This is a genomic window from Variovorax sp. ISS6, from assembly GCF_056523145.1.
The window spans coordinates 2098701-2112939 of record NZ_JAWRZC010000001.1 but is presented as its reverse complement, the minus strand read 5'-3'; the positions used below and the strand labels follow the sequence as shown (position 1 = coordinate 2112939).

Sequence of the window (14239 nt, the reverse complement as noted above, 5' to 3'; positions counted from 1 at the left end):
AGGAGCGCAGCGTTTCGCGGATAAGGGCTCGCAGCTGTTTGAGCGAAGCGAGTTCTGCGAGACCCCGCGAAACGCGAGCACCGCAGGTTGCCCGCAGCTTCGCTGCGGGTCGCAGACAGTGGGGTCGCCTTCTTTTGCTTACTTTTCTTGGCGAGACAAGAAAAGTGAGTCGCCCGCCGGGGCGAGTCCCGGCCTACAGCCTCAACAAAAGCACGTCTTCAAAAAAGATCAGAGCGTATGACTCCGATCCCCCTCAACAAACCCAAGCGCCTCCCAAGCATCACCCACAGCAAACCCCACTACCTTGAACAGCTCCCCCATCTCATGCTCATGCACCAGCCGAGCACCCATGGCCCTCTCCCCCACGGAAGCCGTCTCCATCAACGAAACCAGCCCGCAGTTCAACAGAAAGCGCGCCTGACTCGCATATCCCAGCACGGCAAGCCCCGCCTCCTGCCCAGCCAACGCCACCCCCGTGAAGTCAACGTGAGCAGTGATGTCCTTCAGCCCCACGTCGGACAGCGGATCCCCATCCGAGAGATGCGCCCGATGGCACATCACCGTCCCCATGTGCCGCTGCGGGTGGTAGTACTCGCTCTCGGGAAAGCCGTAGTCGATCAAGAAGGCGGCCCCGCGCTCGAGCCGGTCCGCCAGCGTCGCGACGAAGGCCTTGGCCTGGGGATGGATCTCCGTCAGGTAGTCGTGCTCGCCCGGCACCTCGACCGGCGGCCTCAGCTCGGTCTCGCGGTCGGCCCAGGCCCAGCCGTCGCCGGCCGCATTGCGCACCACGCCGCGCTCGAACCAGCGCCCGCCGTGGCGCGCGAGCAGTTGCACCGGCATCGCGTCGAGCACCTCGTTGCCGACCACCACGCCCTGCATCGCCGCGGGCAGCTCGAGCCGCCATTCGACGCGGTCGCCGAAGCGCGCCAAGGCCTGCTGCTGGCGCGCGCGCAGGGTGCCCGAGAGGTCGACGATGCGGTAGTTCACGTCGCCGCGGCCCAGGGCATCGAGCGCATCGAGCAACTGGGCGGCGAGCGCGCCCGAGCCGGCGCCGAATTCCCACACCGTGGCGGTGCCGGTCTTCTCGAGCGCCTCGGCCAGCTGCGCGGCCAGCGCGCGGCCGAACAGCGGGGTGAGTTCGGGCGCGGTCACGAAGTCGCTGCCCGATTCGGGCATCTGGCCGAACTTGGCGAGGCTGTTGGCGTAGTAGCCGAGGCCCGGCGCATAGAGCGCGAGCGCCATGAAGCGGTCGAAGCCGATCCAGCCGCCGGCGCGCTCGACGGCACGGGCGATCAGGGTGTCGAGGGCGATGGGTAAACTGCTGTGGGTCTGTGTCGTCACGGGCACCGATTCTCCTCGCATCCTCCAACCCCCACCTTCCGCATGAGCGCCGCGCCCTCCTCCACCGCCACGCCACCCGAGCGCCGCACCGTCCTCGTCACGGGCGCGGGCAAGCGGCTGGGGCGCGAGATCGCGCTGGCGCTGGCCGCGGGCGGCTGGCGCGTGGCGGTGCATTTCCGCCAGTCGCGCGCCGAGGCCGAGCAGACGGTGGCCGACTGCGCCGCGCTCGCGGGCGAGGCCCATGCCTTCGGCGCCGACCTGCTCGACGAGGCCGCCACGCGCGCGCTGCTGCCGCAGGTGGCGGCGCACTTCGGCCGGGTCGACGCGGTGGTGCACAGCGCCGCGCTGTTCGAGCACGACGACGCGGCCAGCTTCAGCTACGCGCTGATGGACCGCCATGCGCGCGGCAACACGGGGGCCGCGATCGTGCTGGCGCAGGCGCTGCACGCGCACCTCGCGCAACGCGATCCAGAAGGCACGCTCACCGGCGCGGTGGTCCACATGCTCGACCAGAAGCTGTGGAACACCAACCCCGATTTCCTCAGCTACACGCTCTCCAAGGCCGCGCTCGAGGCCGCCACGCCGATGCTGGCGCTGGCTCTCGCGCCGCGCGTGCGCGTGGTGGGCGTGGCGCCCGGCCTCACGCTGCCGAGCCACATGCACGACGACGACAAGTTCGCGCAGCTGCACAAGCTGTCGCCGCTGGGGCGCTCGTCCACGCCGGCCGACGTGGCCGCCACCGTGCGCTTCGCGCTCGAGAACGGCTCGATCACCGGCACCACGCTGCTGGTGGACGGCGGCCAGCACCTGATGAAGTTCGAGCGCGATTTCTCGCACATGTGAGCTGAACCCGCCGCCCGCGGCCCCCTTTTTCGAGCCCCACCCGATGTCACCCACCACCCCCCTCGGGCGCCAGACGCTCACCCTCAACGGCCTGCGCTTCGACGCCAACCTCGGCATCCTCGAGCAGGAAAAGGTCGCGCCGCAGCCGATCCAGGTCGATGCCGAGCTCAACCTCGGCCCGCAGCCGCTGCTGCCCAAGGACGACGACATCTTCCACGTGCTCGACTACCGCAAGGTGCGCCGGATCATCATCGACGAGTGCACGGCCGAGCACGTGAACCTGCTCGAAAGCCTGATCGGCAAGCTCGCGCAGCGCCTGCTGCAGCTGCCCGGCGTGCTGGGCGTGCGCGTGAAGATCGCCAAGCTCGAGATCTTCGAGGACTGCGAGGTCGCGATCCGCATCGAAGCCGGGGAATGGTGATCCGGGGCAAAATCGCCCCCTTCCCCCGTTTTTTGCTGCCCCGGGCAGCCCTTTTGCCATGAACGCCGTCTGGATCGACGAGGCGCCCGTCGCCGACGCCTCCGCCTCGCCCCCGCCCGCCAACTCGATGAAGATCGAGCGCGAAACGCACAAGCTCGAGAAACGCCTGTGCCGCGAGGTGGGCCGCGCCATCGTCGACTACAACATGATCGAGGAAGGCGACAAGGTCATGGTCTGCGTGTCGGGCGGCAAGGACAGCTACGGCCTGCTCGACATCCTGCTCAAGCTCAAGGCCCGCGCCCCTATCCACTTCGACATCGTCGCGGTCAACCTCGACCAGAAGCAGCCCGGCTTCCCCGAGGAAGTGCTGCCGAAGTACCTGAGCGATCTCGGCGTGGCCTTCCACATCGAGAACCAGGACACCTACAGCATCGTCAAGCGCGTGATCCCCGAGGGCAAGACCACCTGCGGCCTGTGCAGCCGGCTGCGCCGCGGCATCCTCTACCGCGTGGCCGACGAGCTGGGCGCCACCAAGGTCGCGCTGGGCCACCACCGCGACGACATGCTGCAGACCTTCTTCCTCAACATGTTCTTCGCGGCCAAGCTCAAGAGCATGCCGCCGAAGCTGGTGAGCGACGACGGCCGCCACGTGGTGATCCGGCCGCTGGCCTACGTGGCCGAGAAGGACCTGGTGCGCTGGGCCCAGCACCGCGAGTTCCCGATCATTCCGTGCACGCTGTGCGGCAGCCAGGAGAACCTGCAGCGCAAGCAGGTCGGCGAGATGCTGCGCGAATGGGAGCGCAAGTACCCGGGGCGCATCGAGAACATGTTCAGCGCGATGCAGAACGTGGTGCCTTCGCACCTGCTCGACGGAACGCTGCACGACTTCAAGGGTCTGAAGCCGACGGGCGTGGCCGACGAGAACGGCGACAAGGCCTTCGACACGCCCTCCTTCGACCCGCTCTCCCAGGCACCCGCCGCCCTGCGCATCGTCCAGGGCTGATCCGGCTACCCAGGGGAATTTTGGGCCCACCGGCCCGGAGACCCTCATGAAACGCGCCTTCTCTGCTCTTCCCGCTCTCCTTTTGGTAGCAACCCTGTCCGGCTGCGCCACCTCCTGGGTGGTCGACAGCGACGTGAAGAGCTTCTCCGCCATCGACACCGTTCCCGCCGGCGCCACCTACCGCTTCGAGCGCCTGCCCTCGCAGCAGGCCAACGGCGAGCGCCAGGCCTCGCTCGAGGCGATGGCCGCCGCCGCGCTCGAGCAGGTCGGCCTGCGCCGCGACGACGCCAACCCGCGCTACACGGCGCAAATCAGCGCCCGCGTGACCACCACGCTGTCGCCCTGGGCCGACCCCTGGCTCTGGGACGGCCCCTTCGGCTACGGCTATGGCTACGGCCCCTACGGCTACGGCCGGCGCTGGTACGGCGGCGGCTGGTATGGCGCGCCGATGATCCCGCAGGCCTCCAACCCCTGGTACGAGCGCGAGGTCGGCGTGGTGCTGCGCGAGCTCGGCAGCAACCGCGTGGTCTACGAGACCCGCGCGCGCAACGACGGCCCCTACACCTCGAGCGCGGCGGTGCTGCCGGTGATGTTCCAGGCCGCGCTGCAGGGCTTCCCGAAGCCGCCCGAGGGCGTGCGGCGCGTCAACATCGAGCTGCCCACGGCGAAGAAGCAACAGTAAGGGCCCGCCTCGGGCCTGGAGCGGCGGCACGATCCGAAATGCCGCCCTCCTAGAATTTCGACCATGGAAGACCTCACCCGCCTGATCGCCGTTCGCCATGGCGAAACCGCCTGGAACGTCGACACGCGCATCCAGGGCCAGCTCGACATCGGGCTCAATCCCACCGGCGTCTGGCAGGCCCAGCGCGTGGGCCAGGCGCTGGCCGACGAGCCGCTGGCCGCCATCTATGCGAGCGACCTCTCGCGCGCCTGGCAGACCGCGCTCGAGATCGCCAGGCCGCACGGCCTCGAGGTCCGGCCCGAGCCCGGCCTGCGCGAGCGCGCCTTCGGCCGCTTCGAGGGCATGAGCTTCGCCGAGATCGAGGCCGAGCTGCCCGAACAGGCCAGGCGCTGGCGCGAGCGCGATCCCGAGTTCGAACCCGAGGGCGGCGAGAGCCTGCTGGTGTTCCGCGAGCGCATCACGCGCGTGGCCGCCGACCTGGCCTCGCGCCACACGGGCGAGTTGGTGGCGCTGGTCGCGCACGGCGGCGTGATGGACGTGCTCTACCGCGCCGCCACGCGCCAGGAGCTGCAGGCGCCGCGCACCTGGCAGCTCGGCAACGCGGCCATCAACCGCATGCTGTGGAGCAGCGAGGGCTTCAGCCTCGTGGGCTGGAGCGACATCTCGCACCTCGCGGCCGAGGGCGGGCCGCGCGACGAGTTCGCCAACTAGCTCAGTGCGTCAGTGCGAGCCGGGCGCCACCATCCGGTGGCGCAGCTGGTCGGCCACCACCGCCACGATCAGCAGCGCGCCCAGCACCACCATCTGCAGGTACGACCCCACGCTCGCGAGGTTCATGCCGTTCTGCACCAGGCCGATGAAGATCGCGCCCATCACCACGTTCGGCACCCGGCCCATGCCGCCACGCAGGCTCACGCCGGCGATCACGCAGGCCGCGATCGACTCCAGCGCCACGGTGCCGCCGAGGTTGGCCTCGCCGGTCTCGACGCGCGCGGTCAGCAGCAGGCCGCTGACGGCCGCGAGGCCCGCGCACAGCAGGTAGGCCACGAGCAGCACGCGCCGGGTGTCGATGCCCGACAGCGCCGCCGCCTTGGCATTGCCGCCCACGGCCAGCAGGTGGGTGCCGGTCGGCATGCGGCCCATCAGCACGCCCATGGCCGCCACGCAGACCGCCGTGACCCAGATCGGCACCGGCACGCCCAGCAGCGTGCCGAAGCCGAACAGCTCGCTGAAGCCCGCGGGCAGGCCCGACACCGGCACGCCGCCCGTGAGGTAGAGCGCCAGGCCGAAGCCGATCGACTGCACGCCCAGCGTGACGATGAAGGGCGAGACGCCGATGAAGGCCACGCCGATGCCGTTGACCAGCCCCACCGCGAGCCCGGCCAGCATGCCGCAGGCGCAGCCCAGGGCAATGGCCAGCCAGGCGGCGTCGGGCAGCGCGGCGCCGAAGAACTGCATGGCCAGCGCCGCCACCACCGAGGTGATCGCCATCACGGTGCCGACCGAGAGGTCGAAGCCGCCGGTCACCAGCGCCAGCATCTGGCCCATGGCCACCAGGATCAGGTAGACCGACTGGCGCAGCAGGTTGACCAGGTTCTGCACCGTGAGGAACTGGTCCGACAGGGTGCCGAACACCACGAAGGCGATCGCCAGCATGAAGGGCAGCACGCCCAGGCGCAGGAACAGGGCGCGCAGCAGGGCCAGCGCGCGGCCGGCGGGCCCCGGTGCCGAAGGCACGGCGGTGGCGACGGAGGAAGACGAAGTCATGGCTTGTTGTTCTCGCTGGGACCGAAGAAGAGATTGAGCACGGCGCTCTCGCCGATGGCGTCGCCCTGCAGCTCGCCGGCGATCTCGCCGCGGCACATCACGTAGACACGGTGGCTCAGGTGCAGCACCTCGGGCAGGTCGGAGGAGATCACGACCACCGCCGCGCCGCCTTCGCAAAGCTTGCGGATCACCTGGTAGAGCGCGCTGCGGGTGCCGATGTCGACGCCCACCGTGGGCTCGTCGAACACGTAGAGCGCGGCGTCGCGCGTCATGCCCTTGCCGAACAGCACCTTCTGCTGGTTGCCGCCCGACAGCAGCGCCACCGGCCGCTCGAGGTTGCGCGGCGCGAGCTCCACGCGCTCGGCCGCGGCCGTCGACAGCCTTCGCCCGAGCCGCTTGCGCAGCCAGCCGCCATGGCCGCGCAGCGGGCCGTGCACCAGCGGCAGCGTGATGTTGGCGCGCGAGCTGAAGCCCAGCACCAGCCCCTCGCCCTTGCGGTCGGGCGGCAGGTAGAACAGGCCCTCGTCGAGCAGCCGGCGCACCCTGGCGCCGGTGCGCGGCTGGCCCTTGAACAGCACGCGGCCCGCGCTCACCGCATCGAGCCCGCAGACCGCGCGGAACAATTCCGACTTGCCGCAACCCACGAGGCCGGCCAGCCCGACCACCTCGCCGCGCCGCACCCTGAGGCTGGCGCCGCGCACGCCGTTGGGCGAATGCAGGCCCTCGACCTCGAGCACCGTCTCGCCCGGCGCAAAGGCGATGCGCGGATAGACCTGTTCGATGGCACGCCCGCTCATCAGCTCGATCAGGCGGTCGGCATCGGTCTCGCGCGCCTCGACCGTCGTCACCTGGCGGCCGTCGCGCAGCACCGTGATGCGGTCGGCGATCCGCGCGATCTCCTGCATGCGGTGCGAGATGTAGACGATGCCCACGCCGCGCGCCTGCAGCCGCGCCACCAGCGCGAACAGGCGCTGCGTCTCGGCATCGGTCAGCGAGGCCGTGGGCTCGTCGAGGATCAGCACCGAGACCTCGCCGCGCAGGCCCTTGGCGATCTCCACCATCTGCTGCTGCGCGCGCGTGAGGCCGGCCACGGGCGCATCGACGTCGATCGCGAAGCCCAGGTCGGCCAGCATCGCGCGGGCACGTTCGCGCAGCGCGCCGCGGTCGAGCAGGCCGCCGCGGCGCGGCTCCTCGCCGAGGCTCAGGTTCTGCGCCACCGACAGCGTGGGGATCAGCGAGAACTCCTGGAACACCGCGCTGATGCCGTGGCGCCGCGCCTCGTGCACGTTCGCGAAGCGCACCGGCTCGCCGCGCAGCCGGATCTCGCCGGCGCTCGGCACATTGGCGCCGGCCAGCAGCGAGATCAGCGTCGACTTGCCGGCGCCGTTCTCGCCGAACAGCACGTGCACCTCGCCCGCGCCCAGTTCGAAGTCCACGCCGTCGAGCGCCAGCACGCCCGGATAGCGCTTGCCGAGTCCGCGGGTCTGCAGCAGGGGTGGCATCGCGGGCCTTACTTGACCTCGAACACCGGCTTGAAGCCGGTCGGCGGCAGGATGTCGGCCTGCTTCACGCTCTGGATGTTGCTGCTGTCGACCACGAAGATCTTCGGGCCCACGTGCTTCGCGACCTCCTTGCCCTCGAGCAGGCGCACCGCCTGGTCGACCGCGATGCGGCCCTGGATCACCATCGAGTCGGCCGGCGCCGCCACGATGCGGCCGCGCTGGATGCCCTCGTAGACGCCCGGCGTCATGTAGAAGGACAGCACCTGCACCTTCTTGTCGAGGTTGCGCGAGCGCAGGATGCCGGTGGCGGCCTCGGCCGTGACGGCCGTGCCCGCCAGGTAGGCCAGGTCGGGGTTGGCCTGCAGCACGTCCTCGATCAGCTTGCTCTGCGCCTCCTTGCCGGTGTCGCCGTACTTCGGATCGAGCACCACCACCGCGCTGCCCTTGACCGCCTCCATGAAGCCCCTGTGCGCGGCCTCGACCCAGCCCGCGCCGGCCGGGCCCGGGAACCAGCCGACCTTGACCGGCGGCGAACCGGCCGGATGCTTCTTCGCGAGGTAGGCGCCGGTCGACTGGCCCATGGTGTGGAAGGACACCAGCGACTTGGCCGAGAGGTCGGGCGAGTTGATGCCGTTGACCAGGTCGATCACCGGCACCTTCTTCGCGGCCGTGGCCTTGATGACGTTGTTGAGGCCGTCGCCCGAGATCGCGCCGATGATCACCGCGTTGGCGCCGCGCGCCACGCAGTCCTCGATCTGCGAGACCTGCTTGCCGAGGTTGGTGTAGCCGCCCGCGTCGGCCACCTGCAGCTTCACGCCCTGGCGCCGGGCCTCCTCGATCACGCCGTAGTCCACGCCGAGCCAGTAGGCGTCCTTCATGTGCGGGAACGACACGCAGAGGTCCCACTTCTTCGAGGCCTTGGGCAGCGGCACGTAGTCGATGGGCTTTCGCGTGCCCTCGGCCGAGAAGGCGGGCTCGGTGGCCTCGGCCTTGTAGGGAAACCAGTCGGCGGCCGAGGCACCGCCGTGCCACAGCACGGTGGCGGCGAAGGCGGCGGTCAATGAAACGCGCAGGGGCAAGCTGTTCATGAAGAACTCCTAGGTGGCAACGGGGAAGAAAAGGAAGGGGTGGGCGGCCTTGCCGCCCGGGCGCTCAGTCGGCGAGCGCAGCGCGCAGGCGCTCGATGCGCCGTCGTCGCTCGGCGCGCGCGGCCAGCGCCTGCGCCATGTCGACCGCGACGAAGCGCGCCTTGTGGTTGGGCTGCATCTGGGCGATCAGGTCCATGTCGGCGCTGATCACCGTGCCGACCATCGCGTAGCCGCCGCCCGAGACCGCGTCGCGGTGCAGGATGATCGGCTCGCGCCCGCCCGGCACCTGGATCGAGCCGTAGGGATAGCCGGCATCGACGATGTTCGACGGATCGGCGCCCGCGCCGAAGGGCGGCGTGCGCTCGATGAACTTCAGCGGCGTGCCGTTCTTGTAGCGGTAGCCGATGCGGTCGGCCTCCGAGCCCACGCTCCAGGTGTCGGCGAAGAAGCTGCGCACCGAGTCCTGCTGCAGCCGGTGGAAGTAGATGCCGGGCAGCACGCGCAGCGTCACCTCCTTCGCGAGCACCGGCAGCAGATTCGCCGCCACGCCGCGCCCGGGCCGCGCGCGCGCCGAGGGCGTGCCCACGGGCAGCCGGTCGCCGGCCAGCAGCTTGCGGCCCTCGAAGCCGCCGAAGGCGCCGAGGCCGTAGGTCGAGCGGCTGCCGAGCACCAGCGGCACGTCGATGCCGCCGGCCACCGCGATGCACATGCGCGCGCCCAGCAGCATGAAGTCGAAGCCCAGTACGTCGCCGGCCCGAACCGCGAAGGCTTCGTTGCGCGGCATCTCGGCGCCGTTGAGCTTGACCTTGGCCTGCGCGCCGGTCACCGCCACCACCGCGGGCGCGTCGAAGCGCAGCTCGGGCCCGAGCAGCGTGCTCTCGATCACGGCCGCGCCCTCGTCGTTGCCCACCAGCAGGTTGGCCAGCACCAGGCCCTGCTGGTCGAGCGCGCCCGACAGCGGAATGCCCAGGTGGTAGTAGCCGGGACGGCCCGCGTCCTGCACGCTGGTCGCGAGGCCGGGCTTGAGCACTTCAATCGCCATGGAGCACCTTCAGCAGCTGTTGGTTGTAGCCATCGGGATCGGCCAGGAATTCCGTGAGCGAGAACGACACCGGCGCGATGCGCAAGGCGTAGTCGCCGGCCTCCACCTGCGCCACCTGGCGGTCGTACTCGGCGCGGTCGATCGGCTTCCACTTGACGATGTCGCCGGGACGGAAGAACACCATCAGCTCCTTGAGGTACGGCAGGCGCTGGGCCGGATCGAAGATCGGCGCCGGCGTGACGCCGAACATCTGGTAGCCGCCGGCACCGCGCACCGAGTAGATGCAGCTGAAGCAGCCGCCATGGCCCAGGGTGAGCCGCGGCGTGTCGGTGCGCGGGCTCAGGTACTTGGGCACCTCGAGCTGGCGCTCGCGCTCGACCATCTGGAACAGGAAGGGCAACCCGGCCACGAAGCCCACCATGGAGACGAACCACGGCGCGCCCGAATGCGCGGCGATGAAGGCATCGACGGAATCGAGGCCGTTGATGCGCGCGGCGTATTCGATGTCGGTGCTGGCCGGGTCCTGGTGGCGCTCGCGGAAGCGCATCAGGGTCTCGTGCGTCCACGGGTCGTTGTAGAGCACGGGGATCTCGACGATGCGGGTCGAAAGCCGCAGGTCGGCCTCGCCGATGCCGGCCTCGATCCCCTCGAGCACGGCCTGCAGCGCGTCGGGCGCGATCAGGTCGGGATCGAAGCGCACCAGGTAGGCCGCGTTGGCCGGGCAGATCTCGGTGACGCCCGCGATCTCGCCGGCCTGCACGCGGCGGCGCAGCTCGTTGCAGATCGCCATGCCCTTGAAGAAGGCGGGCAGCGACATCGATTCGCTGATCTCGACGAACAGGTGCTCGTCGCCGCCGAAGCTGTAGCGGGCCTGGGCCGGGAGGATGGCGGCGGTCATGCGGGCACCTTCTCGAGAGTCGGGACGGAAGCGGCGGGCTCCGCCAGCGGGTTCGCCGCGAGCCATTGCTCGAGGAAGCCGGTGTGGAAGGCCGCGGCCGCGACCTCGGCGTCGTCGCACAGCGCGCGGTGCAGCGGGATCGTGGTGTGGATGCCCTCCACGCGCAGCTCGCCGAGCGCACGGCGCATGCGCGCGAGCGCGGCGACGCGGTCGCTGTCGTGCACGATCAGCTTGCCGAGCAGCGAGTCGTAGTAGGCCGGCACGTTGCAGCCCGCGAACATCAGGGTGTCGAAGCGCACGCCGGGCCCGCCCGGCACCGCGAGCCGCGTCACCAGGCCGGGGCTCGGCATGAAGTTCTTCGCGGCGTTCTCGGCGTTGATGCGCACCTCGATGGCGGCGCCGGCGAGCCGGATGTCCTCCTGCTTCAGCCGCAGCGGCTGGCCCAGCGCGATGCGCAGCATCTCCTTCACGAGGTCGATGCCGGTGACCATCTCGGTGATCGGATGCTCGACCTGGATGCGGGTGTTCATCTCGATGAAGAAGAATTCGCGCGTGTCGTCGTCGTAGAGGTATTCGAGCGTGCCCGCGCCGCGGTAGGCCACGGCGCTCGCGAGGCGCAGCGCCGATTCGCACAGCGCGGCGCGCGTGGCGGCATCGATGGCGGCCGAGGGCGCCTCTTCCCACACCTTCTGGCGCCGGCGCTGCAGCGAGCATTCGCGCTCGAAGCAGTGCACCACGCGCTGGCCGTCGCCGAGGATCTGCACCTCGATGTGGCGCGCCTTGCGGATGAAGCGCTCGAGGTAGACCTCGCCGTTGCCAAAGGCGGCCTGCGCCTCGGCGGTGGCGGTGGCGAACTGCTGGCGCAGCTCGGCCTCGTCGTGCGCCACGCGGATGCCGCGCCCGCCACCGCCGGCCGAGGCCTTGATCATGATCGGGTAGCCGATGTCGCGCGCGAGCTCGACCGCCACGCCGGCATCGCTCACCACGCCGGCGCTGCCGGGCACGGTGGGCACGCCGGCCTTCATGGCGGCGGCGCGCGCGGCCGCCTTGTCGCCCATGGTGCGGATCGCATGCGGCGTCGGGCCCACGAACACCAGGCCCGCGGCCTCGACGCGCGCCGCGAAGTCGGCGTTCTCCGAGAGAAAGCCGTAGCCCGGATGCACGGCGCCCGCGCGGCTCTCGGCCGCGGCCTGCAGGATGGCGTCGGCGCTCAGGTAGCTCTTGCCGGCATGGGCCGGGCCGATGCGCACGGCCTCGTCGGCCATCTGCACGGCCAGGCTCTGGGCGTCGGCGTCGCTGTAGACGGCGACGGTCTTCAGGCCCAGCTCCTGCGCGGCGCGGATCACGCGCACCGCGATCTCCCCGCGATTGGCGATCAGCAGCTTGTCGAATGCGGCGGTCATCGCGTCGTCTTTCTCAGGCGGTCTCGATCACGGCCAGCGGCTGGCCCGGATCGACCGGCTCGGCGTTCTCGACCGCGAAGCGCAGCAGGCGACCGGCCGCGTCGGCCGTGACTTCGCTGAACTGCTTCATCACCTTGACCAGGCCTAGCACGTCGCCCACGGCCACCGTGTCGCCCTCGGACTTGAACGGCGGCGCGTCGGGCGCCGAGCGGCGGTAGAAGGTGCCCGGCAGCGGGCTCAGGACTTCATGGGTAGCGGACATGGGATGCACTCCTGGGGACGAAACGGAAAACGGAGAAGGGAAAGAGGGGATCAGCCCTGCGCGGCGAGCCCTGCAACCTCGATGCCATGCGAGGCCAGCGCGCGCCGCGTGGCCTGCACCAGCGCGAGCGCACCGGGCGTGTCGCTGTGGATGCAGACCGAGTCGAAGCCGATGGCCAGGTCCTCGCCCTCGACCGTGCGCACCGTGCCCTCGGTGCAGGCGCGCAGCACCTTGGCCGCGACCGCCTCGGGGTCGAGCGCGCCGACGCGGCGCGTGAAGACGATGGAGCCGCTGCGGTCATAGTCGCGGTCGGCATAGAACTCGCGCACCACGGGCTGGCCCAGCTCGCGCGCCACGCGGCAGGTGACCGAGGACTCCATGCAGAACAGGCGCAGGCCGGGCTCGATGCGCTGCAGCGCCTCGACCAGCGTGCGCGACAGCGCCTCGTCGCGCGCCGCATGCATGTAGAGCGCGCCATGGGGCTTGATGTGCTGCAGCGCCAGCCCCTCGAGCCGCGCGAACTCGCGCAGCGCGCCGAGCTGGTAGACCATGTCGTTGACCAGTTCCTCGGCCGGCGCCTGGATGTGGCGCCGGCCGAAGCCCACGAGGTCGCGAAAGCCCGGGTGCGCGCCGATGCCCACGCCGTGCTCGCGCGCCAGCGCGACCATGCGCCGCATGATGTTCGGATCGCCGGCATGGAAGCCGGTGGCGATGTTGGCCGAACTGATCAGGGGCATCAGTTCCGCGTCGACGCCATCGCCGATGGTCCAGGGGCCGAAGCCCTCGCCCATGTCGGAGTTCAGATCGATCCGCTTCTTCTTCACGTGTGACAGCCTTTGTTCGATGGACGGGCCGAAGATTAGTGAGCGGTCCAAAGGCTGAAAAGCATTGTTTTCCGCGCGCTCGGTATCTGAAAAACAGATGCTGCGTTGCGGCGCGTGCCTTGCTACGCTGGCGCCATTCGATCGCGCGGTATCGGGTTTTCACCAACCCATGCACCGGCTGCGCCGCGTTGCCGATACCGATCCACTCCCCGAAGCCCCGCCATGTCCCTGACCCTTCGCCAGCTCAAGTACTTCTCGGCGGTGGCCGAGGCAGGCCGCATCTCGCACGCGGCGCTGCAGCTCAACATCTCGCAGTCGGCCGTGACCACCGCGATCCGCGAGCTCGAGGAGATGCTCGGCCAGCAGCTGTTCGAGCGCCATCCGCACGGCGTGGAACTGACCAAGGGCGGGCGCCGCTTCCTGAGCCATGCCTACGCGGTGCTCGCCGCGGCCGACGAGGCGCAGCGCATGCCCCACGAGGACGCCGCCGTGCAGGGCGAGCTGACCATCGCCGCGAGCTACACGGTGCTGGGCTACTTCCTGCCGCACCACCTGCAGCGCTTCGAGCAGCTGCATCCGCAGGTCACGCTGAAGGTGCACGAGGTGGCGCGCGAGGCGATCGAGGAAGGGCTGATCACGCGGCGCTACGACCTCGGCGTGGTGCTGACCTCGAACGTGGTGCTGCGCGAGCTCTCGCTCGAGACCTTCTTCGGCTCGCAGCGCCGGCTGTGGGTGCCGGCCAAGCATCCGCTGCTCGACAAGGCCGAGGTCACGCTGGCCGACGTGGCGGCCGAGCCCTACATCATGCTCACGGTCGACGAGGCCGCGGCCACCGCGCTCAAGTACTGGGGCCGCACGCCGCACCAGCCGAAGGTGCGGTTGCGCACCAGCTCGGTGGAGGCGGTGCGCAGCACCGTCGCCAACGGCGGCGGCGTGACCGTGCTGTCGGACATGGTCTACCGCCCGTGGTCGCTCGAGGGCAAGCGCATCGAGACCATCAACCTGCGCGACCCGATCCCGACCATGAACATCGGGCTGGGCTGGAAACAGGGCGTGGAGTTCTCGCCCGCGATGACGGCGCTGCGCGACTACTTCCGCCAGCTGTTCCTCGATCCCGCGTCGGCGCGGCAGGGGCGCGGGCGCGCCTGAGCCCGCCGCGCTCG

At 70.2% G+C, this 14239-nt stretch carries 15 protein-coding genes; 6 read left to right on the top strand and 9 right to left on the bottom strand.

Features of this window, described 5'->3' with window-relative positions; genetic code table 11:
* Window positions 1–228: 228 nt before the first annotated feature.
* The gene (locus AC1HIL_RS09685; protein ID WP_057591106.1) at window positions 229–1362 is read right to left on the bottom strand and encodes a class I SAM-dependent methyltransferase; all 1134 of its coding nucleotides are present in this window, start codon (window positions 1360–1362) and stop codon (window positions 229–231) included.
* A 21-nt stretch (window positions 1363–1383) separates the two neighbouring features.
* Between AC1HIL_RS09685 and AC1HIL_RS09680 the strand changes: the two genes are divergently transcribed.
* From AC1HIL_RS09680 to AC1HIL_RS09660, 5 genes are all read left to right on the top strand, one after another.
* Window positions 1384–2184 (top strand): SDR family oxidoreductase, encoded by an 801-nt coding sequence (locus AC1HIL_RS09680; protein WP_057591107.1) that lies wholly within the window; start codon window positions 1384–1386, stop codon window positions 2182–2184.
* 43 nt (window positions 2185–2227) lie between these two features.
* Entirely contained in the window at window positions 2228–2605 is a 378-nt protein-coding gene (locus tag AC1HIL_RS09675; RefSeq protein ID WP_057591108.1) for a dihydroneopterin aldolase, read from the top strand.
* A 58-nt stretch (window positions 2606–2663) separates the two neighbouring features.
* The gene (ttcA, locus tag AC1HIL_RS09670; protein ID WP_057591109.1) at window positions 2664–3608 is read left to right on the top strand and encodes a tRNA 2-thiocytidine(32) synthetase TtcA; all 945 of its coding nucleotides are present in this window, start codon (window positions 2664–2666) and stop codon (window positions 3606–3608) included.
* 46 nt (window positions 3609–3654) lie between these two features.
* Window positions 3655–4290: a DUF4136 domain-containing protein gene (locus AC1HIL_RS09665; protein ID WP_296741857.1), complete on the top strand. Its 636-nt coding sequence runs from the start codon at window positions 3655–3657 to the stop codon at window positions 4288–4290.
* Between the two features lie 63 nt (window positions 4291–4353).
* Window positions 4354–5001, top strand: coding sequence for a histidine phosphatase family protein (locus AC1HIL_RS09660; protein WP_057591111.1), 648 nt, complete (start codon window positions 4354–4356; stop codon window positions 4999–5001).
* 9 nt (window positions 5002–5010) lie between these two features.
* On the opposite strand, the gene AC1HIL_RS09655 is transcribed toward AC1HIL_RS09660, so the two are convergent.
* The 8 genes from AC1HIL_RS09655 to AC1HIL_RS09620 form a co-directional block, all read right to left on the bottom strand.
* Window positions 5011–6057: an ABC transporter permease gene (locus AC1HIL_RS09655; RefSeq protein ID WP_296741852.1), complete on the bottom strand. Its 1047-nt coding sequence runs from the start codon at window positions 6055–6057 to the stop codon at window positions 5011–5013.
* Window positions 6054–7559 (bottom strand): sugar ABC transporter ATP-binding protein, encoded by a 1506-nt coding sequence (locus AC1HIL_RS09650; protein WP_479671690.1) that lies wholly within the window; start codon window positions 7557–7559, stop codon window positions 6054–6056. The genes AC1HIL_RS09655 and AC1HIL_RS09650 overlap by 4 nt, the downstream gene beginning before the upstream one ends.
* A gap of 8 nt (window positions 7560–7567) precedes the next feature.
* A complete protein-coding gene (gene torT, locus AC1HIL_RS09645) occupies window positions 7568–8647 on the bottom strand; it encodes a TMAO reductase system periplasmic protein TorT (protein WP_479671689.1) in 1080 nt (359 codons plus the stop codon).
* Window positions 8648–8711: 64 nt separating this feature from the next.
* A complete protein-coding gene (locus AC1HIL_RS09640; protein ID WP_479671688.1) occupies window positions 8712–9689 on the bottom strand; it encodes a 5-oxoprolinase subunit C family protein in 978 nt (325 codons plus the stop codon).
* Window positions 9679–10587: a 5-oxoprolinase subunit B family protein gene (locus tag AC1HIL_RS09635; protein ID WP_479671687.1), complete on the bottom strand. Its 909-nt coding sequence runs from the start codon at window positions 10585–10587 to the stop codon at window positions 9679–9681. Before AC1HIL_RS09635 ends, AC1HIL_RS09640 begins: the two co-directional genes overlap by 11 nt.
* Window positions 10584–11990, bottom strand: a complete 1407-nt coding sequence (locus tag AC1HIL_RS09630) for an acetyl-CoA carboxylase biotin carboxylase subunit (RefSeq protein WP_479671686.1) — start codon at window positions 11988–11990, stop codon at window positions 10584–10586. Before AC1HIL_RS09630 ends, AC1HIL_RS09635 begins: the two co-directional genes overlap by 4 nt.
* Window positions 11991–12003: 13 nt before the next feature.
* The gene (locus tag AC1HIL_RS09625; RefSeq protein ID WP_479671685.1) at window positions 12004–12252 is read right to left on the bottom strand and encodes an acetyl-CoA carboxylase; all 249 of its coding nucleotides are present in this window, start codon (window positions 12250–12252) and stop codon (window positions 12004–12006) included.
* A gap of 50 nt (window positions 12253–12302) precedes the next feature.
* A complete protein-coding gene (locus tag AC1HIL_RS09620; protein ID WP_479671684.1) occupies window positions 12303–13076 on the bottom strand; it encodes a 5-oxoprolinase subunit PxpA in 774 nt (257 codons plus the stop codon).
* 222 nt (window positions 13077–13298) lie between these two features.
* Between AC1HIL_RS09620 and AC1HIL_RS09615 the strand changes: the two genes are divergently transcribed.
* A complete protein-coding gene (locus tag AC1HIL_RS09615; RefSeq protein WP_057591119.1) occupies window positions 13299–14225 on the top strand; it encodes a LysR family transcriptional regulator in 927 nt (308 codons plus the stop codon).
* Window positions 14226–14239 lie beyond the last annotated feature (14 nt).